The organism is Amycolatopsis sp. NPDC089917 (assembly GCF_040684635.1).
Taxonomy (GTDB): domain Bacteria; phylum Actinomycetota; class Actinomycetes; order Mycobacteriales; family Pseudonocardiaceae; genus Amycolatopsis.
In genome coordinates this window covers 84,896-105,253 of the sequence record NZ_JBFBGL010000010.1, presented here as the reverse complement: position 1 = coordinate 105,253, position 20,358 = coordinate 84,896, and the positions used below count along the sequence as shown (strand labels likewise).

17 protein-coding genes are annotated in these 20,358 nt (G+C 69.1%); 7 read left to right on the top strand and 10 right to left on the bottom strand.

Annotated elements, in window-relative coordinates; genetic code table 11:
* Positions 1-32: 32 nt before the first annotated feature.
* The gene (gene uvrB, locus AB0N89_RS10305) at positions 33-2,189 is read left to right on the top strand and encodes an excinuclease ABC subunit UvrB (RefSeq protein WP_364202658.1); all 2,157 of its coding nucleotides are present in this window, start codon (positions 33-35) and stop codon (positions 2,187-2,189) included.
* Positions 2,190-2,260: 71 nt separating this feature from the next.
* Here uvrB and AB0N89_RS10300 read toward each other — a convergent pair whose 3' ends face one another.
* From AB0N89_RS10300 to AB0N89_RS10280, 5 genes are all read right to left on the bottom strand, one after another.
* Positions 2,261-3,670: a S28 family serine protease gene (locus tag AB0N89_RS10300; RefSeq protein ID WP_364202655.1), complete on the bottom strand. Its 1,410-nt coding sequence runs from the start codon at positions 3,668-3,670 to the stop codon at positions 2,261-2,263.
* Positions 3,671-3,772: 102 nt separating this feature from the next.
* The gene (locus AB0N89_RS10295; protein WP_364202652.1) at positions 3,773-4,543 is read right to left on the bottom strand and encodes an enoyl-CoA hydratase/isomerase family protein; all 771 of its coding nucleotides are present in this window, start codon (positions 4,541-4,543) and stop codon (positions 3,773-3,775) included.
* 44 nt (positions 4,544-4,587) lie between these two features.
* Complete coding sequence (locus AB0N89_RS10290; protein WP_364202649.1) at positions 4,588-5,010, bottom strand: hypothetical protein; 423 nt, start codon at positions 5,008-5,010, stop codon at positions 4,588-4,590.
* Between the two features lie 258 nt (positions 5,011-5,268).
* Positions 5,269-6,228, bottom strand: a complete 960-nt coding sequence (locus AB0N89_RS10285) for an ABC transporter permease (RefSeq protein ID WP_364202646.1) — start codon at positions 6,226-6,228, stop codon at positions 5,269-5,271.
* Positions 6,221-9,112 (bottom strand): alpha/beta fold hydrolase, encoded by a 2,892-nt coding sequence (locus AB0N89_RS10280; protein ID WP_364202644.1) that lies wholly within the window; start codon positions 9,110-9,112, stop codon positions 6,221-6,223. Before AB0N89_RS10280 ends, AB0N89_RS10285 begins: the two co-directional genes overlap by 8 nt.
* 334 nt (positions 9,113-9,446) lie before the next feature.
* Here AB0N89_RS10280 and AB0N89_RS10275 point away from each other — a divergent pair, with 334 nt between their 5' ends.
* Both AB0N89_RS10275 and AB0N89_RS10270 read left to right on the top strand, forming a co-directional pair.
* Positions 9,447-10,421, top strand: a complete 975-nt coding sequence (locus AB0N89_RS10275; RefSeq protein ID WP_364202641.1) for a TerC family protein — start codon at positions 9,447-9,449, stop codon at positions 10,419-10,421.
* Positions 10,422-10,451: 30 nt separating this feature from the next.
* Positions 10,452-12,413 (top strand): S9 family peptidase, encoded by a 1,962-nt coding sequence (locus AB0N89_RS10270; RefSeq protein WP_364202638.1) that lies wholly within the window; start codon positions 10,452-10,454, stop codon positions 12,411-12,413.
* Between the two features lie 453 nt (positions 12,414-12,866).
* Here AB0N89_RS10270 and AB0N89_RS10265 read toward each other — a convergent pair whose 3' ends face one another.
* The 3 genes from AB0N89_RS10265 to AB0N89_RS10255 all read right to left on the bottom strand — a co-directional run bounded on the left by AB0N89_RS10265 (position 12,867) and on the right by AB0N89_RS10255 (position 15,518).
* The gene (locus AB0N89_RS10265) at positions 12,867-13,523 is read right to left on the bottom strand and encodes an RES family NAD+ phosphorylase (RefSeq protein WP_020629720.1); all 657 of its coding nucleotides are present in this window, start codon (positions 13,521-13,523) and stop codon (positions 12,867-12,869) included.
* A 98-nt stretch (positions 13,524-13,621) separates the two neighbouring features.
* A complete protein-coding gene (locus AB0N89_RS10260; protein ID WP_191259009.1) occupies positions 13,622-14,203 on the bottom strand; it encodes a DNA-binding protein in 582 nt (193 codons plus the stop codon).
* Positions 14,204-14,537: 334 nt separating this feature from the next.
* Entirely contained in the window at positions 14,538-15,518 is a 981-nt protein-coding gene (locus AB0N89_RS10255) for a LacI family DNA-binding transcriptional regulator (protein WP_364202634.1), read from the bottom strand.
* A 93-nt stretch (positions 15,519-15,611) separates the two neighbouring features.
* Between AB0N89_RS10255 and AB0N89_RS10250 the strand changes: the two genes are divergently transcribed.
* Entirely contained in the window at positions 15,612-17,120 is a 1,509-nt protein-coding gene (locus AB0N89_RS10250) for an FGGY-family carbohydrate kinase (protein WP_364202631.1), read from the top strand.
* Here the strand turns inward: AB0N89_RS10250 and AB0N89_RS10245 are convergent.
* Positions 17,087-17,779, bottom strand: a complete 693-nt coding sequence (locus AB0N89_RS10245; protein ID WP_364202628.1) for a helix-turn-helix domain-containing protein — start codon at positions 17,777-17,779, stop codon at positions 17,087-17,089. The genes AB0N89_RS10250 and AB0N89_RS10245 overlap by 34 nt on opposite strands.
* Positions 17,780-17,809: 30 nt before the next feature.
* On the opposite strand from AB0N89_RS10245, the gene AB0N89_RS10240 reads away from it, so the two are divergent.
* From AB0N89_RS10240 to AB0N89_RS10230, 3 genes are all read left to right on the top strand, one after another.
* Positions 17,810-18,214, top strand: coding sequence for an NUDIX domain-containing protein (locus tag AB0N89_RS10240; protein WP_364202625.1), 405 nt, complete (start codon positions 17,810-17,812; stop codon positions 18,212-18,214).
* A gap of 201 nt (positions 18,215-18,415) precedes the next feature.
* Positions 18,416-18,910, top strand: coding sequence for an MmpS family transport accessory protein (locus AB0N89_RS10235; protein ID WP_364202623.1), 495 nt, complete (start codon positions 18,416-18,418; stop codon positions 18,908-18,910).
* A gap of 22 nt (positions 18,911-18,932) precedes the next feature.
* Positions 18,933-19,700, top strand: a complete 768-nt coding sequence (locus AB0N89_RS10230; protein WP_364202621.1) for an ABC transporter permease — start codon at positions 18,933-18,935, stop codon at positions 19,698-19,700.
* On the opposite strand, the gene AB0N89_RS10225 is transcribed toward AB0N89_RS10230, so the two are convergent.
* On the bottom strand, positions 19,663-20,349 hold the full coding sequence (locus AB0N89_RS10225) for a histidine phosphatase family protein (protein WP_364202618.1): 687 nt from the start codon (positions 20,347-20,349) through the stop codon (positions 19,663-19,665). The two genes, AB0N89_RS10230 and AB0N89_RS10225, sit on opposite strands and share 38 nt — an antisense overlap.
* Between the last annotated feature and the right edge of the window lie 9 nt (positions 20,350-20,358).

Sequence of the window (20,358 nt, the reverse complement as noted above, 5' to 3'; positions counted from 1 at the left end):
AACTGTCGGACCCAGCGCCTACTCTGGTTCCCGTGGCTTTCGCATCCGAACACCCCGTGCTCGCCCAATCGGACTTCCGCCCCGTCACGGACATCCCCCGGACCGGCGGCCGATTCGAAGTGGTCAGCGAGTACAAGCCCGCCGGTGACCAGCCGGCGGCCATCGACGAGCTCGAACGCCGCGTCAACGCGGGCGAGAAGGACGTCGTGCTGCTCGGTGCCACCGGTACCGGCAAGTCGGCGACGACGGCCTGGCTGATCGAGCGTGTCCAGCGTCCGACGCTGGTGATGGCGCCGAACAAGACACTCGCCGCGCAGCTGGCGAACGAGCTGAAGGAGCTGTTCCCGCACAACGCGGTCGAGTACTTCGTCAGCTACTACGATTACTACCAGCCCGAGGCGTACATCGCGCAGACGGACACCTACATCGAGAAGGACTCGTCGATCAACGACGACGTCGAGCGGCTGCGGCACTCGGCGACGATGAACCTGCTGTCCCGGCGCGACGTCATCGTGGTCGCGAGTGTCTCGTGCATCTACGGTCTGGGCACGCCGCAGTCGTACCTCGACAGGTCGACGCGGCTGAAGGTCGGGGAGCAGCTCGACCGGGACGTCTTCCTCCGCGCGCTGGTGGACGTGCAGTACACCCGCAACGACATCGCCTTCGCCCGCGGCACCTTCCGCGCCCGCGGCGACACGGTCGAGATCATCCCGGCGTACGAGGAGCTCGCGATCCGCGTCGAGTTCTTCGGAGACGAGATCGAGAAGCTGTACTACCTGCACCCGCTCACCGGCGACATCGTGAAAGAGGTCGACGAGGTCCGCATCTTCCCGGCCACGCACTACGTCGCGGGCCCGGAGCGGATGGAGAAGGCCATCCGCGGCATCGAGACCGAGCTGGAGGAGCGGCTGGCCGAGCTGGAGAAGCAGGGCAAGCTGCTCGAAGCGCAGCGGTTGCGGATGCGCACCGCGTACGACATCGAGATGATGCGCCAGGTCGGGTTCTGTTCCGGCATCGAGAACTACTCGCGGCACATCGACGGTCGTGACGCCGGATCCGCTCCCGCCACGCTGATCGACTACTTCCCGGACGACTTCCTGCTGGTCATCGACGAGTCGCACCAGACGGTCCCGCAGATCGGCGGCATGTTCGAAGGTGACATGTCGCGGAAGCGGAACCTGGTCGACTTCGGGTTCCGGCTGCCCAGCGCGGTCGACAACCGGCCGCTGACCTGGGAGGAGTTCAGCGACCGGATCGGGCAGACGGTGTACCTGTCGGCGACGCCGGGGCCGTACGAGATGGGACAGGCCGGCGGCGAGTTCGTCGAGCAGGTCATCCGGCCCACCGGCCTGATCGACCCGAAGGTGGTCGTGAAGCCCACCGAGGGCCAGATCGACGACCTGGTGCACGAGATCCGCGACAGGGCCGAGAAGGACGAGCGCGTCCTGGTCACCACGCTCACGAAGAAGATGGCCGAGGACCTCACCGACTATCTGCTGGAGCTGGGCATCCGGGTCCGGTACCTGCACTCCGAGGTGGACACGCTGCGCCGCGTCGAGCTGCTGCGGCAGCTGCGCGCGGGCGATTTCGACGTGCTGGTCGGCATCAACCTGCTCCGCGAGGGTCTCGACCTGCCCGAGGTCTCGCTGGTCGCGATCCTCGACGCGGACAAGGAGGGCTTCCTCCGCAGCGGCACCTCGCTGATCCAGACGATCGGCCGTGCCGCGCGAAACGTGTCGGGCGAAGTGCACATGTACGCGGACAAGATCACCGACTCGATGCAGCACGCCATCGACGAGACCGATCGCCGCCGCGCCAAGCAGGTCGCGTACAACGAGGAGCGGGGTGTCGATCCGCAGCCGCTGCGGAAGAAGATCGCCGACATCCTGGACCGCGTCTACAGCGAGGCCGAGGACACGGAGTCCGTCGCCGTCGGCGGTTCAGGCCGGAACGCCTCCCGCGGCAAGAAGCCCGAGCAGGGCGATCGCGTCCGCAGCTCCGGGATGCTCGCCGACAAGGACGTCGCCGGTATGCCGCGCGCCGAACTGGCCGACCTCATCCAGCAGATGACCGACCAGATGATGCAGGCCGCGCGCGACCTCCAGTTCGAGCTCGCCGCCCGCCTGCGGGACGAGGTCTCGGACCTGAAGAAGGAACTGCGCGGCATGGACGCGGCCGGCATCAAGTAAGCGCAATTCGTCCTCTGGATGCGGTCCTTGCGCGTGCAAGTACCGGATTCAGAGGACGAAACGCGTGAGGGTCAGAGGCGCGGGCGGTGCAGCAGGCTCAGGTCCGCGTCGAAGTCCGGGAACCCGGCGGGAACCGAACGGGTGCTGACGCCGGGAGAGACCGGGGGCAGACCGGCCCAGCGCCGCACGGTGTTCGTCGCTTCGGCGGCCTGGGCCGCGGGAAGCTGCGAGATCCGGGCGCCGTGGTTACCGCCGGGCACGGTGTAGCTGTAGGAGTCCTTCGTGCCGAAGCCGAGGCGGAACGGCTCCGCACCCCACGGGTCGTTGCCGCCGTAGACGAACAGCAGCCGCTTACCCTGCGACTTCACCCAGAAGTCGATGTCCGGCATCGCCAGATAGTCGAACCGCGGGATGTGGACCGACTTCGGCACGAACGTCTTCGACACGTTCGAGCCCGGGTAGCGCAGCAGATCCCGCAGATAGTCTTCGTAGGACTCGGGGGAGCCGAGCTGGTACGCCGCCTGGAAGTAGTAGGGGACGTAGATCTCGAGGTTCTGGTCCGAGTAGGTGTTGAGACTCTCGACCCGTTCGAACCAGGCGTAGACCTGGCCCGCCGGGGCACCGGGCTTCGGGATCGTCGCGCAGTCCGACTGCTTCTGGTACTGCCAGAAGGCGAAGTACGAGTCGATCACCGAGATCTCCAGCGACACGTCGGCCGAGCCGACGGTCTTGAACGTGTAGCCGTTCTTGGTCGCGTCGGCGGAGGCGAGCGCCGCGAACTCCGAGCGCCGCGTCAGCACGTCACGCTGGATCGCCTTGAGTGCCGAACGGCAGGCCGGGTCATTGCCGACGTTCGCCAGGAACTCGTTGTAGCGGTCGTGCGGGTTGAAGACGTCGTTCGGCGCGACGTACGGGATCGTCGCGTCGACGTCGTTCGGGAAGAACCTACGGAAGTAGGTCGCCGTCATGCCGCCCTTGCTGCCGCCGGTCGCCAGCCACTTGCCCGGATAGATCCGCTTGAACGCCTCGACAGCGCGGTGCTGGTCGGCGGCGGCCTGCCAGATCGTCAGCTGCCTGCCCCAGTCCGGGTGCTCCGGCCGCGAGGGGGTGAAGAACCGGTACTCCATCGACAGCTGGTTGCCGTCGACGATCTGCGTCGGCTCCGAGCGGTTGGCCGATTCCGACACGTTGTACCCGCTCGTGTACACCACGGTAGGCGAGCGGAATTCCTTGTGCAGCAACGTGAATCGCTGCTGGAAGGTGCCGGCGCCCGGCCTGCGGTGGTCGACGGGCTGGGTGTAGGCGAGTTTGAAGAATCGGTACCCGGTCGGCGCCGGATTCTCCGAGACGACGGTCAGTCCGGGGACGCGCGAGAGCGCGTCCTTGATGTCGTCGGGTGCCGCCTGCGCGGCCGGGGTCAACCCGGCCAGCGCGAGAACGGTGATCGCCAGAACCGACCACGCGGCCGTGAGCTTCCGCATCCATGCCCTCCCCATCGGGACCTGTTGAGCTGTCGGATACTCACAGAGTCCCCGCCGGTGGGCAATCGCCTATCCGGACGGTGTCCCGGTGACCGGGACGGTTCAGGCCGAGGGGCGAAGCACCCTTTCGACGTACGCCTTGATGGCGGCGAGCGCCTCGGGGGAGCTCCACAGGTCGAGCACGTGGGCGTCGTCGCCGGTGCGGTGTTCGGCGATCCGTTCGTGGAACGGCCGGTGCAGCTGAGCCTTCGTGTGCGCGTACGCGGCGGTGGGGACCTCGGCGAGCTTCCTCGCCACCTCGACCGCCCGCGTCACGACGTCGCCGGGCTCGGTCACCTCGTTCACCAGGCCGAGCCGGAGAGCGTCCGGCGGCAGGTGGGTCTCGCCGAGGAACGCGAGTTCGGCCAGGACGTCGGCGCCGAACCCGGAACGCAGGATCTCCAGTGCCGCCAACGGGAACGGCACGCCGACGAGCAGTTCGGTGATCCCGATCCGGCTCGGCCCGTCGGCGAGGATCCGGCGGTCGCAGGCGGCCGCCAGGACCGCCCCGCCTGCGATCGCGTGACCGTTGACGGCCGCGACCACCGGACCGGGGAAGCCGAACACCGACAGGAACGCGTCCGACAGCGCCGGCAGGAAGTCCTCGATGTAGCCCGCGCCGCCGTCGTGCACGCGGCGCAGATCGACACCCGCCGAGAAGATGCCGCCGGCGCCGGTCAGCACGACACCGCGATAACCGCCGAGCTGGACGTCTTCGAGTCTGACGATCAGTTCCTGGCAGAACTCCGTGTCGAGGGTGTTCGCCTTGCCGTGCTGGAGGGTGACGACGGCGATCCCGCCTTCGTCGTCCACGCGGATCGAGGAGGTGGCCATGCGCCCGACCGTACCCGAGCCGGTGAAGATCTACAGTGGACGATTCAGTCCGGGAGGCGCACGGTGATCGTCGGGCTGTAGGACCGCTTGCGGTTCCAGCCGGACTCGGCGCCGATGCTCAGCTGGATGGCCTTGTCGGCGGGCGCCCAGTAGCCGGTGCGGACGAAGTACGCGTCCATCGCGCACAGCCTGCTGCACGACTTGCGGGTGCAGATGGTCTCCCAGCCCCACTGCCTGCCGCTCTCCTCGACGCCGTTGCGGCGGACGAACACGTGCGGGTTGCCGATGTCGCGGCAGTAGGCGCTGCCCTCGGAGATGTAGAGGACCCCGTCGATCTTGTAGAAGCGCTTGTTGTCGAGAAGCGTCACCTGACCCGAGGCGGCGAATCCCACCCTGCCGCCCTTGTCCGCGGTCATCGTCCAAGCAAGGGAGAACTCCTGGACCGGGATCTCCAGTGACTGGGTCATGGTCACGTCCCCGCTTTCTGCTCGTCTCGGCACCTTTCCCCTGAAGATAAGGATTTCTCAGGGAGTGCCGAAGACGAATGCGAACTTTTCACCCAATGAGTCGATGATCGGTAAAATCAATGGTCTCATGCGCATGAAACACCGATTACCGTCGCTAATGGGTGAAGGTCGCCACGGCCAGTGAAAACCGGGGCCCACCAGGGAAGAATATTTCGTCTTCCCGGTGGACCCCGGTGATTTTCCGGCGCGGAAACGCTCTCAGCTGGTGATGTCCTTCCGCGCGAACCGGCGGCCCGCCAAGAGGAAGAACACCGTGCCGTACAACGCGGCCGACAGCATCCCGTTGGCCATGTTCGTCCAGTCGATGTCGGTCGAGATGAGATCCATCCACGAGAACGCGAAATGCGTCGGGAGATAGTCCCGGAGCCCTTCCAGCGCGGTGATCTGGTCGAGGATCTGCGAAACGATCGCGACGATGACCGCCCCGCCGACGGCGCCCAGCGGGGCGTCGGTGGCGACCGAGAGCAGCATCGCCAGCCCGGCCACCCACGCCAGCTGCAGGATGATGTAGATCGTCGCCAGCCCCATGGCGACGAGGCTGTCGCTGAACGACACCGCGTCCCCGGTCGGGCTGATGGCGTCGCCCGCGCCGTACCAGATGACGCCCACCACCAGTGACACCAGCGGTAACAGGATCAGCGCGGCCGCGGACAGGATCCCGGAGACGATCGCCTTCTGCCGCAGCACCCGGTGCCGGGGGACCGGCATCGCGAGCAGGTACTTCAGGCTCGACCACGACGCCTCGCTCGCGATCGTGTCGCCGTAGAACAGCGCCACGATCATCGGGAGCAGGAAGGTCCCGGAGACGAACAGCGCGAGCACCACGAAGTTCGGCGCGCTCGCGGTGGCGAGGTCGACGAATCCGCCGCTGCGGCGGTTCGGGTTGGCCTGCCCGATCTCGAAAGCGATCACCAGGACGAACGGCAGCAGCGCGACGAACCCCAGCATGAGCTGGGTCCGCCGTCGTTTGAGCTGCCGCTTCAGCTCGACGCCGAGCCGCAGCGTCCGGTCGGCGCGGTAGCCCGCCACCGCCCCGTCCGGGCCGACCTCGGTCCGCTCGTGCGACGCGACCTCGGTCAGCTCCAGCAGCGCCGCCGGATCGGTGTGCACGCCGTGATCAGCCCGGGTGTCCGGGCCGGAGCCATTGGTCTTACTCACCCTTCGAGTCCTCTCCGACCAGCTGCAGGAACGCGTCTTCCAGACGGCGCCGCGGCCCGGCCTGCTCGACCGCGACCCCGGCCCGCACGAGGGCGGCGACCGCCTCGGCGCGCGCGAGACCGTCGAGATCCGCGTGGACCAGCTCCCCGTCGACATCGACGCCGGAGACGCCGCCGACCTTCCGTAGCGCTTCGGCCGCTTCGGCGGGCTTGTCGACCCGGAACGTCGCCTCGCCGCTGGAGGCGGCCAGTTCGCCGACCTCGCCCGAGGCGACCAGCATGCCGCGGTGCATCACGACCACGTGCGTACAGGTCTGCTCGACCTCGGCCAGCAGGTGGCTCGACACCACCACGGTGCGTCCGGTCGCCGCGTAGCGCTGGAGCACCTCGCGCATCTGGTGGATCTGTGGCGGGTCGAGTCCGTTGGTCGGTTCGTCGAGCACCATCAGCTCCGGCAGGCCGAGCATCGCCTGCGCGATCGCGAGCCGCTGCCGCATACCCTGGCTGTAGGTGCGGACCCGCCGGTTCACCGCGTCGCCGAGCCCGGCGATCTCCAGCGCCTCGGCGAAATGCGCCTTGTCCGTGGGGCGGCCCGTGCTCGCCCAGTACAGTTCCAGGTTTTCCTTGCCGGACAGGTGCGGCAGGAAACCCGAACCCTCCACAAAGGACCCGATGCGGGACAGCACCGGCGCGCCGGGCGCGATCAGGTGGCCGAACACACGGATGGTGCCCGCCGTCGGCGTGATGAGCCCCATCAGCATGCGCAGGGTCGTCGTCTTGCCGGCGCCGTTCGGCCCGAGCAGGCCGAGCACCTGACCGGGTTCGACCCGGAACGACAGGTCCTTCACCGCGACGAACCCGCCCGCGTAGGCCTTGCGCAGTCCTTCGATCACCAACGGCGTCTTCGCCAGGTTCTCGTCGACGTCGTGCGCGCGGCGACGGCGGAACGCGGCGATCACCGTGATCGCGATACCCGCGAGGAGCGCCCCGCCGATCCCGAGCAGCTGCGCGACGGGCGCGCCCGCGCCGACCGAGGTGCCGTGGACGACCGGGACGCCGAGCTGTCCGCCGTCCGCCAGTTCGATGCGGAACACAGCGGGTTCGACCGGCGTCGCGAACGCCTGGTCCGTCGTGCCGACGACCAGCCGGAGCGTGTGCCCGGCGTCCAGCGGCCGCACGATGCCCGGCAGGGTCACCGTCACCTCGACCGGGCTGCCGTCGGCGGGCAGCCCGGAGACACGGAAGGGCGCGACGGCGTTGGACGGCAGCGTGCGGACACCTTCGGAGTTGACGTCGTAGAGCTTCGCGAACAGGACGGCTTCCTTCTGCGGAGCGGCGGCGGCCGGATCCGCGGAGATCCGCAGGCGGACCGTGGACGAACCGGTCACGACCGTCTGCGCGTCGAGCGGTCGCGTCGCGAACTGCGCGGCCTGGCCGGGCGGGTCCACACTGAACAGTCCGGACAGCCGGGACGAGCCCGCCACCGCCCCGTTCAGACCGGGGATCCCGCTCACCGCGGCGGGGTTGCCGCCCGCGGGCCGGACGACCGGCTGGGCCGGACCCTCCAGCGTGAACTGCTTCCGTTCGGTGGCGTCCCCGGTGGCTCCCGGGTACGCCGGCGCCGTGACGGTCCGGACCGACGGGGCGCCGTTGGCCCGCAAGGTGCCCTGGATGTCGTAGCTGAAGCCGGTGCCGGGATCGGTGCCCTGGCCGGTGAGGGAGAACTTGAGGAAGTCGGCGATCTGCGCCCGTAGCTTCTGCCCGGGTTTCCCGCCGTCGTGGCCGCCGGTGTACCAGACCGTGCGGACCTTGCCGCCCGCCGCGGCGATCTGCCGGGCGGTCGCGTCGGACTGGTCCAGCCCGAACAGGGTGTCGCTTTCCCCCTGCACCAGCATGGTCGGCACGGTGATCTTGTCCGTCACGGACGCGGGCGAGACGCGGCGGAGCAGGTCGACGGTCTTCTGGCTCGCCTTTCCGGTGGTGGCGAGTTCGGTGTAGGCCTGGCAGACGTCGGCGGTGAACCGTCCACAAGGGTCGGCCGGACCGGACGGCGGCCGCTGCCCGTTGGGACCGCCGGTGGGCAGGGACTGCGCTGCCGCGCCCGCCGCGCCCGCGCCCTGCGACGCACCGGATTCACTCGTCTGGTCACCGGCTTCGGGCGCGTCGTTCGCGGGTGAGCCGCCTTGCGCCGCGCCGGAACCGGCGGAGAAGAAGATGCCCGCCCACGACCTCTTGAAGACACCGTCCGCGGTGTACGCGCCGGCGGCGGGCGTGGTCGCCGTCGAGGGCGCGGCCGAAGCGGCGTTCGGGACGAGGCCCTGCGCGAGGTCGTTGTAGGTGATGACCGGCGCGATCGCGTCGACCCGTTTGTCGGTCCCGGCGAGCAGCAGGGAAAGCGCGCCGCCGTACGAAGCGCCGGACACGGCGACCTTCGGGTCACCGTTCTCGCTGAGGACTTCGGGCCGTGCGGCCAGGTTGTCGATCAGCTTGCGGGCGTCGGCGACTTCGCGGTCGGGGTCGTTCAGCGCGATCTTCCCGGTGCTGCGGCCGAAGCCGCGTGCGGACCAGGCGAGCACGACGAAGCCCTTCTCGGCGAGCTCGCGGGCCTCGGTGGCGACGCTGTTCTTGTCGCCGCCGAAACCGTGGGCGAGCAGCACGGCGGGAGCGGGGGTCCGCTCGGGGAGGTACGTGGTCGTGTCGATCTTGACGACCTGGGACGAGCCCGGGGATTCGGGCAGGTCGAGGGTCGCTTCCTGGGTTTTGACCGCGGACGGGGCGGGTTCGCTGTTCGTCCACACGACGGCCGCGGCGGCCAGGACCACCACGACCGCGGCGAGCGCGGTGAGCTTCGCGCCTCGCGTGCGAGGGAGCGGGATTCGGGGCACGGAATGACCGTATTTCACCGAACCTGAGAGTCGCTCGTCCAGCTCACGTGGACCACACAAGGGTGGGTTGCCACGCCATCAGAACGGGTACTCAGGGAGGGAAAAGAGGTCAGTGTGACGGGAGTTACGCGACCATCTTGGTGACAAGGGCAACCTTAACTGGCGTCATGCGTACAGACAGGTCAAACTGGACCAGCTGTGAGGGGAGTATTCCTTCGCGGCGGTGTCGTCAGCACGGTGGCCTTCACGGGCCCCCGGCACCGTCGGCCGGTTCACACCGGCGGAAGAGACCTCCGGTTAGTTGCTGCTGCGCACTATCCGGAGGTTTGGTTACATGTCTGTTCCCCTGTGGCTATGGATCGCCACGGTCGGTGGTCTGCTCGCGCTGATCGCTCTCGACCTGGTCATCGTCGATCGCAAGCCGCACGAGGTCACCACCGGTGAAGCCGCCCGGTGGGTCGTCTTCTACGTCGCCGTGGCCATCGCGTTCGGCATCGGCGTCTGGGTCTTCGGGGGACACGATCCCGGCGTCGAGTTCTTCACCGGGTACATCACCGAGTACTCGCTGAGCGTCGACAACCTGTTCATCTTCATGATCATCATGACGTCGTTCAAGGTGCCCGCGATCCACCAGCACCGCGTGCTGCTGATCGGCATCCTGCTCGCGCTCGCCATGCGCAGCGTGTTCATCGCCGTGGGCGCCGCGCTGATCGCGCAGTTCGTCTGGGTCTTCTTCCTCTTCGGCGCCGTCCTCATCTGGACCGCGATCAGCATGATCCGCAACAAGGACGAAGAAGAGGAGTACGAGGAGAACGCGCTCACCCGCTGGGTGCGCAAACTCTTCCCGGTCACCAACGAGTGGCACGGGCACAAGTCCTTCGTGAAGAAGGACGGCAAGCGCTGGATCACCCCGATGTTCCTGGTGATCGTCGCGATCGGCAGCGCGGACCTGCTGTTCGCCGTCGACTCGATCCCGGCGATCTTCGGTATCACCCAGGAGGCCTTCCTGGTCTTCACCGCCAACGCGTTCGCGCTGATGGGCCTGCGTCAGCTGTACTTCCTGCTCGGTGGCCTGGTCACCAAGCTGGTGTACCTGTCCTACGGCCTCGCGGTGATCCTCGCCTTCATCGGCGCCAAGCTGTTCCTGCACGCGCTGCACGAGTACCACGTCGTGCCGGACTGGCTGGACATCAACAACTGGGTCTCCCTGGGTGTCATCGTCGTGGTCCTGACCGTGACGACGCTGGCCAGCCTCGCGAAGGCGAAGAAGGACGAGGCCGCTGAGCAGGAGTCTTCGATCAGTAGTTAGAACTGCTAAGGATCGGGTACCGTCGGGGCCGTGCGTCCCGTTGACATCGAAACCCTGACGGTCCCCGGCATCCTCGCGTTGCGCGGCGACCTGCTGCTCACGGCGGTGAGCAGGCCCGATCTGAAGACGAACAGCTACCGCGGCGGCCTGCGCCGGGTCGACCTCGGCGGTGGCGGGGAAGGGCCGTGGACCCACGGGACCAAGGACTCCGCCCCCGTCATCTCCCCGGACGGCCGGTGGGTGGCCTTCCTCCGGGCGGGCGAGGGTGCCGGGCGCCAGGCCAAGCCGCAGGTGCACGTGATCGCCGCGGCCGGGGGTGACGCGAAGCGGATCACCGACCTGCCGCTCGGCGCGGGGGTCCCGGTCTGGGCGCCGGACTCCCGCCGGATCGCCTTCGTCGCGCGCGTGCCCGAGCCGGGCCGCTACGGCACGGAGAACGCGGACGGCGAAACCCCGGAACCGGACGAAGAAGCCCCGCGGCACATCACGAACTTCTTCTACCGTGTCGACGACACGGGCTTCCTCAACGACCGTCCACAACGTCTGTTCGTAGTGGACGCCGTCGCCGCGCTGGACGAGGCGGCGCCCGCCGAGCTCGGGCCCCTGACCGATGACCGGGTCGACGTCGAGCACCCGTCGTGGACGGCCGACGGCGAGTCCGTCCTGATCGTCGCGCCCCGCGACTGGGCCGTCGAGGACACCGTCCGCTCGGACGTCTACGCCGTGCCCGCCGTCGGCGGCGAGCCCCGGCTGCTGGTCCGGACCGAGGGCACCGCGGCCAAACCGGTCACCGCCCCGGACGGCTCGATCCTGTTCTACGGCACCGAATTCCCCGACCTGGAGGAGATCGCCCGCAACACCGGGCTCTGGCACGCGCCGTGGCCGTCCGGTGACGAGCCCTCGGCCGCTCGCCGGCTGACCGACGTCGAAACGGTCGACTGCGACAACGCGGCCGGACCGCCGGTCGTCCTCGGCGACGAGGCGCTCGTCGTGGTCCGCACCCGCGGCGCCGCCGAGTTGCGCGCCGTGCCGCTCGACGGCGACCTGTCCGAGCTGAAGGCGTTGCGGTACCTGGCCGGCGAGCTCGCCGTGGTGAAGTCGTTCGCCGTCGACGGCGCGCGGATCGCCGCGGTGATCGGGACGCCCGAGAGTTCGGGCGACGTCGTCCTGCTCTCGGACGAGGAGCCCCGCGTGCTCACCGATTACTCGAAGGCGTTGCGGGACATCGGGATCCGCCCGCCGGAGGAACTGGACGCGACCGCGCCCGACGGTTACCCGGCGCACGGCTGGATCGTGCGGCCCGAGGGCGAGGGGCCGCATCCCGTGGTCCTGATGATCCACGGCGGACCGTTCGCGTCGTACGAATGGAAAGTCTTCGACGAGGCGCAGGTGCTCGCCGACGCGGGCTACGCCGTGATCCTGGGGAATCCGCGCGGTTCCGCCGGCTACGGCGAGAGCCACGGCCGCAGCATCGTCCACGGCTTCGGCACCGTCGACGCGGACGATCTGCTGGCGCTGCTGGACGAAGCGCTGAAACAGTCCGATTTGGACAGTGACCGTGTCGGCGTGATGGGCGGTTCGTACGGCGGCTTCATGACCAGCTGGCTCGCCGCGCACCACGGCGGCCGGTTCCGCGCGGCGTGGAGCGAGCGCGCGGTCAACGCCTGGGACTCGTTCACCGGCAGTTCCGACATCGGCTGGTTCTTCGCCGGGGGTTACGTCGGCGAGGACTTCGACGAGCAGCGCAAGCGCAGCCCGCTGACCTACGCGGAGAAGATCGACATCCCGTTCATGGTCGCGCATTCCGAGCAGGACTGGCGATGCCCGCTGGAGCAGGGCCAGCGGATGTACGTCGCGCTGAAGCAGAACGGTGTCGCGGCGGAGTTCCTGGTGTTCCCCGGCGAGGGGCACGAACTCACGCGTTCGGGGCAGCCGCGGCACCGGGTGCAGCGGTTCGACGCCGTGCTGGAGTGGTGGGGCCGGCACTTCTGACCCCTCGTGAGTGGTGAGGCTGGTTTAGGTCGGACCGGTGGCAGAGGACGTGACGGAGGAGGATTCCGGACGTTCAACGGCCGGAATCCTCCCCGCACGCCCCAGTGGGTAGGCAAATACGAGTCGCGTCAGAACCGTCTTCACCGCTCACGACCACCCGGACCGAGTCGGTACCGGCGTTCGGCCGCCTTCATGTACTTGGGTGGTGACTGCTGGTGTTCCTGGGGCGATCACGAAGGTAGTGAAGGACTCCTTCACGGACCGAACCCCCGGCCCCCTGGTGAGTGGTGAGGACGGTTTCAACGAGGGGGAAGGCGAAGGCGGCGTCGTGTCTGAACCTGCGGTGCGTGAAGGCGTGACTCGCGTGATCAGGAACGGAACTCGCGTGATCGCCCATCTCGCCCGAACACGGCACCTTGTGACCCGCTCCCTCAAGAGAGCCGGCCTCACCACTCACGACAGAAGTGTGTAGTTCAGTTCCTCGCACACCCGGCCCAGCGGGACGTCGAGCCCCGGGTGGTCCAGGGGGAGAAGGACGTCCGGCGCGACCGGCAGCGAGTTCCCGGCGGGCGGATCCCACAACGCGAGCGCGGGGCCGCCGGAGTCCATGGAAGATCGGTACCAGACGCCGTCGAGGTCACCGAAGGCGGCGCGGATGGCGCGAGCCCAGGCCTGGGTGATCTTCTTCGGGCCGCTGGAGATTTCCTGTGAGGCGCCGACGCGGGTCGGCCACAGGCCGGCGAGGTCGAGCAGCCGCAGCGTGCGGGTCGGCCGGACGACGACCAGGCGCGGGCCGCGGGATTTGCGGTCGACCGTCGACGTGGTCTGGAAGACCTCCGCGATGCTGGTGCGCACGGTGAGGCCGAAGTACAGGACGCCGTTCCCGGGGTCGGTGACCGGACGTCCGCCGCGACCCGGTGTCTGCGGGTCGAAACGGCCGTGCGGGAGCGGGCCGCTGTAGCGGAACGTATTCCACTGCTGGGGGTGGTTGCCGTGCGCGGTGAAGATCCTGACCAGCCTGGTGCCGGGGTGCACCGTCACCACGTCGTTGGTGCGGTGCAGCTCCTTGACCAGGACAGAGCGCGCGGGCGGCAGGGGGAGCCGGGCCATACCTCGGGAGTCGTCCGTCCTTGTCGGGTGATCTTGCTCGATGGGGTCAGCCTACGGCCTACCCCCGACTGAAATTTTCCGTCGTCGGGCAGAACACCTTAGAACGGGAGGCCGAGCGTGGCCACCAGTCTTGCAACATGTTCGGGGTCGCCGCCGGAGAGCAGCCATTGGCGGGGCGTGGCGGGGTGGTCGTTGATCACCAGATCGGACTGCGGGGTGCTCATGAACGCGGCGACGACCAGCGCGGGCTGGTCTTCGGGGACGGCCCGCAGCACGATCTCCAGGCCGGGCAGCACTCCGGAGCCGGTGAACTGCCAGGCGGGCAGCCGCCAGCCCTGGTCCTTCCAGCCGGTGAGCCTGCCTTCTTTCAGGCGATGGCGGATGCGGCTGTCGTCCACGCCGAGGGTCTTCGCCGCTTCCAGCACGCTCAGCGCCGAATCGGCGAGTACGGCGTGCGCGGCGACCGTGCGGGCACGGAAGTCCGGTTCGTCCTCGCTGCGGGGGGAGAGATCCAGGCCGACGTCGGTGAGGGCGGCCCGCTGGTCCGCCGAGAAGTAGTGCGACGGATCGGGGTTCGGCGGGGAAAGCCTCCGCGCCGCGTCCTCGACGAGAGTCAGGAACTCGTCGGCGTCGACCTTCAGGCCCGCCTTGGCGAGGACGTTCTCGAGCGCAATCGACATAGCGCCTAGGGTAACTCGTCTGTGCGGGTTCGTGCGGTCTCATCTCGATTTCGTGGGGGAATTCACCAAAGGTGAACACAGAGTGCACGGAATCAAACACGCGCAGTAGGCAATGTCGCAATAGTGTGCCCGGATCGGGCGAGCTTGTCCAGAGCCTCGGCTTGACAGGTCATAGGCGGGAACTTACCGTCCGAAAGGTAATCGATTTCTTCCCACCGCTTCGGAGAACCCGGCTGGTGTGGGGCCGGCTTGGGGGAACAAGGGGGTGGGGCGTTCCTGGGCGGCCGGTGCGAACCGGTCGCCCAGGCACGTCGTGCGCCTGGGATCTCCGGGGTCAGTCGCGCCGCGAGCTGCGGCGCACGATCAGCTTCGCCTGCAACGTGGTCGTGGTGGCCTTGCGGGTGCTGTCGCCGATCCGGGCCAGCAGGAGTTCGGCGGCGACCCGGCCCACCTCGTGCGCGGGCTGGGCGACCACCGTCAGCGGCGGATCGATCAGCGTCGTCCACGGCGCGTCGTCGAACGACACGATCCCCACGTCCTGTCCCGAGCGCAGGCCGCGCGAGGCCAGCGCCTCCAGGACACCGATCGCCATCGTGCTGTTGCCGACCAGCAGCGCGTCCGGCGGCTCGGGCTCGTCGAGCAGGCTGAGCGCGGCGAGCCTGCCGCCCTCGGCGCGGAACTCGGCGCGCCGCGTGAGCGCGTTCCCGGCGCCGACGGCGTCGGTGTAGCCGGCCAGCCGGTCTTCGGCCGTACGCACCCCGGGCGGTCCGCTGACGCAGGCGACCCGCCGGTATCCGCCGTCGAGCAGGTGCCGTGTCGCCTCGTGGGCGGCGAGCCGGGTGTCGACAAGCACCTGGTCGCCGGTGTTCTCCAGCAACGGCCGGTCGACGGCGACCACGGGCGTGCCGCGTTCGGTCAGCCGGTCGACGTTGGTGGCCCGGCCGGTGGGGGAGAGCACCACGCCGGCGACCCGTTCCTGGAGGGCGACGTCGATGTAGCGCCGCTCCTTCTCTTCGTTGTCGTCGGCGTTGCACAGCACCACCGAATAGCCCGCCGTCTGCGCGATGTCTTCCACGCCGCGGGCGATCGCGGTGAAGAACGGATTCTCCACGTCGGAGATGACGAGCGCGAGAACCGCGGTTTCCTGACGGCGCAGATTTCGCGCCAGCCCGTTCGGGTGGTATCCCAATTCCGCGGCGGCGGCCTGTACCCGCGCCGCGAGCACCGGGTCCACTGTGGACTTGCCGTTGAGCGTCCTCGACACGGTCGCCGTCGAAACCCCGGCCTTCGCCGCCACGTCGTTGATGGTGGCCACCGTGACCTCCCCTTCTGCAGGTGTCTTGACACCTTCGCACGGGAAGAATAGCTTGACCGACAATCGTTACCATCCGCTGATCGCGCTACTCGTATGGGAAAGTTCGGGGGTGTCGTGGGCGAACCGGGCCTGGTGCTCGGCATCGACATCGGCACCTCGAGTTCCAAAGGCGTCCTCGTCGATTCCCGGGGCGCCGTGGTGGCGCGAGCATCCCGGCGACACGATACCTCACGGCCCCGTCCGGGCTGGTTCGAGCACGACGCCGAAACCGTTTGGTGGCAGGACTTCCTCGTACTGGCAAAGGAACTCTCGGCGGGCACCGGGGATCATCCCATCATCGGAGTGTCGGTCAGCGGTATCGGCCCGGTTCTCCTGCCCGCGGACTCTTCCGGGAAACCCTTGCGCCCGGCGATCCTTTACGGCGTCGACACCCGCGCGTATGACGAAATCCGGGAACTCGACCGGGAATTCGGCGAAGAATCCATTGTGGAGCGTGGCGGGAGCGCGCTCGGCTCGCAGGCCGTCGGGCCGAAATGGCGATGGCTGGCCAAGAACGAGCCGGACGTGTTCGAGCGCGCGAAGCTGTTCTTGATGGCGAGTTCGTTCCTGGTACTGAGGCTGACCGGCGAATACGTTCTCGACCATCATTCCGCGAGTCAATGCGATCCGATGTACGACCTGCGCGAGGCCCGGTGGGCGCCGGACCGGGTCGCCGCGATCGCCCCGGGCATCGAGCTGCCGAGGCTCGCGTGGCCGACCGAGGTGGTCGGCTCGATCACCGCCGCCGCGGCCGCGGAAACCGGCCTGCCGCAAGGGATCCCGGTGACGGCGGGCACGGTGGACGCCTGGGCGGAGGCGACGAGCGCCGGGGTCGCCGCGCCCGGGGACACGATGCTCATGTACGGCACCACGATGTTCCTGATCCAGGTGCTCTCGGACCCTCGCCCCGCGCCGGGATTGTGGACGACCCGCGGCGTGTTCCCCGGTACCTATTCACTCGCGGCGGGGATGGCCACCTCCGGCGCGATCACCGACTGGCTGCGGGAACTCGTCGGCGGCGAGTTCGGGGAACTGGCCGCGGCGGCGGGCGAGGTCCCGGCGGGCAGCCGCGGCTTGCTGATGCTGCCGTACTTCGCCGGGGAACGGACACCGGTACCGGATCCGGACGCGCGCGGCGTCATCGCCGGGCTGACCACGTCCCACGGCAGCGCCGAGCTGTACCGTGCGGCGCTGGAAGGCACCGCGTACGGGGTGCGGCACAACCTCGAAGCGATGCGCGAAGCCGGCGGTGGCACGCGCCGGTTCGTCGCGGTCGGAGGCGGGACGCGGGGCGGCGTGTGGACGCGGATCGTCAGCGACGTCGCGCGGATCGAGCAGGAGATCCCCGCGGAAACCGTCGGCGCGGCGTTCGGTGACGCCGTCCTCGCGGCCCACGCCCTCGGCTGGGAACCGGATGCCGAAGCCTGGAATCCGGTCGCCGAGGTCGTCCGTCCCGGCGCGGACGCCGCCGTCTACGACGAGTTCTATCCGCACTACCGTGCGTTGTACCGGTCCACAATGGACATAGCTCACTTCTTGGCGCGGAAGAACTCCCTCGCCTGAATCCCGGCGAACTCCCGGCAATCCCGGCTCAGGTGGGCTTGATCGGCGTAGCCCGCCGAGAACGCCAGCGAGGCGAGATCCGGCGCTGTCGGCGCGAGGCCGATGGCGCGCTGGAACCGGGTGACCCGCAGGTAGGTCGCCGGGCCGTAGCCGACCGCGAGGGTGAACCGCCGCCGCAGCTGTCGTTCCCCGGTCGTGAACCGGTCCAGCGCCGCGGAGACCCGGGGGACGCCGCCGTCGAGCCTGGCGATCAGCTCGGAGACCTCCTGGTCGGCGCCGTCCGCTCGGCGTCGCGCGACGACGTCGGCGAGCGAAGCGTTGCCGGAGAGCACCCGCTCGGCCAGCCGTTCGCCTTCTGCGCCCCAGAGGTCGCCGAGGGGGACGCGCTGGTCGCGCAGTTCATCGGCGCCCAGCCCCAGGACGTCGCGCGCCCTGCCGGGGGCGAACCGCACGCCGTGGGCCGCGACACCGGGCGGCGTCTCCCAGGTCCACGCCGCGGTGTCCGGTCCGGCGACGAAGACCTCGTCGCCGCATCGCACCAGGTCGACGCAGCCGTCGGGCACGATCCGCTTCGGCGCCTGGCCCGCGTCCTCCCACAGGCAGCGCACCACGTCCCGCAGTCCGCCGGGCGCCGTCGTCTCCCGATACACGGTTGCCATGATGCCCCCGCCCTACGACAGAATCGGATCGTGCCCGACGCCGAGATCGATTCACTGGCCTGGATCCACGTCCGCGACCGCCGTCTGCTGTCGGTGCGGACCGAGGGGAAGGCCAAGTTCTACCTGCCCGGAGGCAAACGCGAGCCGGGGGAGGGCGACGTCGGAGGGCTGTGCCGGGAGATCAGGGAGGAACTCGGCGTCGAGCTCGACCCGCGGAGCTTCCGGTTCTTCGCGGTGCTGAACGAGCAGGCCGACGGTTACGCGGACGGCCGCCGCGTCCGCATGACCTGTTACACCGCCGACCACCGAGGGGAGCCCGCGCCCGGCCGTGAGATCGCCGAGTCCGCCTGGCTGTCTTCGGCGGACGCCCACCTCTGCCCGCCGGCGGGGCGGCGGATGCTCGGGCTGCTCGCCGACGCGGGGCTCGTCGACTGAGACCTTGTCACTCAAAGTGAGCTATTCGGCTCACTGTGTTTACGCCAATCGCCCGATGACCTGGTAGTCCTCGGTCATCGGGACACCCAAAAGGGTGAATATCGGGTTTCTTCCCGATAACGGCTAACGCGGAGTCACCTTCCGGCGAGAAGTAGTCGACGCACTCGACGGAAGTGCGCTCGGACGAGAGAAGACCTCTCCATGGGTGTTCCCACCGCGACCCCTCCGGCATCGGCGCCGGGACAGGGAGCCCCGGGCAGGCTGAAGCCGCTCGGGACCATCGTGGTCGTGCTGGGTGTGATGGCCGTCGCCGTCACCCTGACCAGCTACGTGCTGCCGAAGGCCTCGCGGCCGGTGCAAAGCCCGCCCGCGCCGCCGGTGGAACAGGTCGAGCAGGCCGCGGCCGCCGTGCACGCGGTGACGCACCTGGTCGTCTACGAACTTTCCGGCGCGAAGGGCGCTCAGAACGTCACGTATGTCGCGCAGGGTTCGGAACTCATGCAGAAGACCGACGTGGCGGCACCGTGGAGCACCACGTTCGAGCGTGCGAGCCAGGAAGGCCGCGACGAGTTCTACAGTCTTTCCGCGCAGGGTTCGGGCAGCGGCGCGCTGAGGTGCCGGATCCTCGTGGACGGCGAGGTCGTCAGCGACCGCACCGCCCCCGCCGCGGGCGCACCGGTGACCTGCACCTCCTGACTCCTGCGGCAGGATCATCCGGGTGACGGATGGTGCGATCGAGTTCGGCCCGGTACTCGCCGTGGTCCTGGCCGTGCTGGCGATCTTCGGCGCGGCCGTGGTGCAGTTCGGACGACTGGGGCAGGGCAAGGCGGTGCTGTTCGCGGCCGCGCGCGCCGTCGTACAGCTCGCCGCCGTATCGCTGGTGATCGTCGGGATCCTGAAATCGGGCTGGCTGACCGGCGGATTCGTGCTGCTGATGTTCGCGATCGCGGCCATCACCTCCGCACGCCGGATCGGTGTCACGAAAGACCTCGTGTGGGTCGCGCTCGCCATCGCGTCCGGCGTGGTGCCGGTGCTGACGCTCGTGCTCGCGACCGGGGTGGTCCCGTGGCGGCCCATCGCGATCGTGCCGATCGCCGGGATCGTCATCGGCGGCGCGATGTCCGCGACCTCCCAGGCCGCGAGGCGCGCCCTGGACGAACTCGTGTCCCGGCACGGCGAGTACGAAGCCGCGCTCGCGCTGGGATTCCTCCGCCGCCCGGCCGCGCTGGAGATCTGCCGCCCCTCGGCGGGGCAAGCGCTGATCCCCGCGCTCGACCAGACACGCACGGTCGGCCTGGTGACCCTGCCCGGCGCCTACGTCGGTGTCCTCCTCGGTGGCGCCGGGCCCTTGCAGGCCGGCGTGACCCAGGTACTCGTGCTCATCGGACTGCTGGCCGCGGAAGCCGTCGCGGTCCTGGTCGTCGTGCACCTGGTCGCGGCCGGCCGGATCAGCCGAAAGGCGACTGAAGATGCGACGTGTCGTTGAACCGCCGCACCATCCAGTCGTCGCCCGACACCACCAGATGCGAGATCGAGCCGTTGTCCGCCCCGAGGAACGCGAACCGGTTCCCGGCGGCGCTGGCCTGGGCGAAGACCTCGCCGATGACACCGCCGTGGGTGAACACGGCGATCCGGCGGTCCGGGTTGGCCGCCGCGAGCCTGCCGAGGGCCGTCTTGATCCGGCCGCCGAACGACTCCATCGACTCCGCGCCCGGGATGACGTCCCAGCGCTGTTCCCGCCACAGTTGTTCGACGATCGGGTGGCCTTCGTGGGTGTAGCGCCGGAAGAGCCCGTTCTCCCAGTCGCCGAGGTGGATCTCCCGGAGGTCGGCTTCGACCTCCGGAGTGAGCCCGAGCTTCGCCGCCAGCGGTGCCGCTGTCTGGGACGTCCGGCGCAACGTCGTCACGTACAGCGCGGCGATCCGCTCGTCCGCCAGCCGGCGCCCGACCCGTTCGGCGTGGTCGCGGCCGTCCGGCGCGAGGTCCGGATCGGCCTGGCCGTCGACGAGGTCGAAGGGATCGCTGCCCTTCGCCGGGGCCGATTCACCATGGCGGACAAGGAAGATCTCGGTCGCGCCGGACGGGGGAGAGAACCGGTGCTGGCGGTATTCGACTTCCTGCTCAGGCGTGCTCATGCCTCGGAC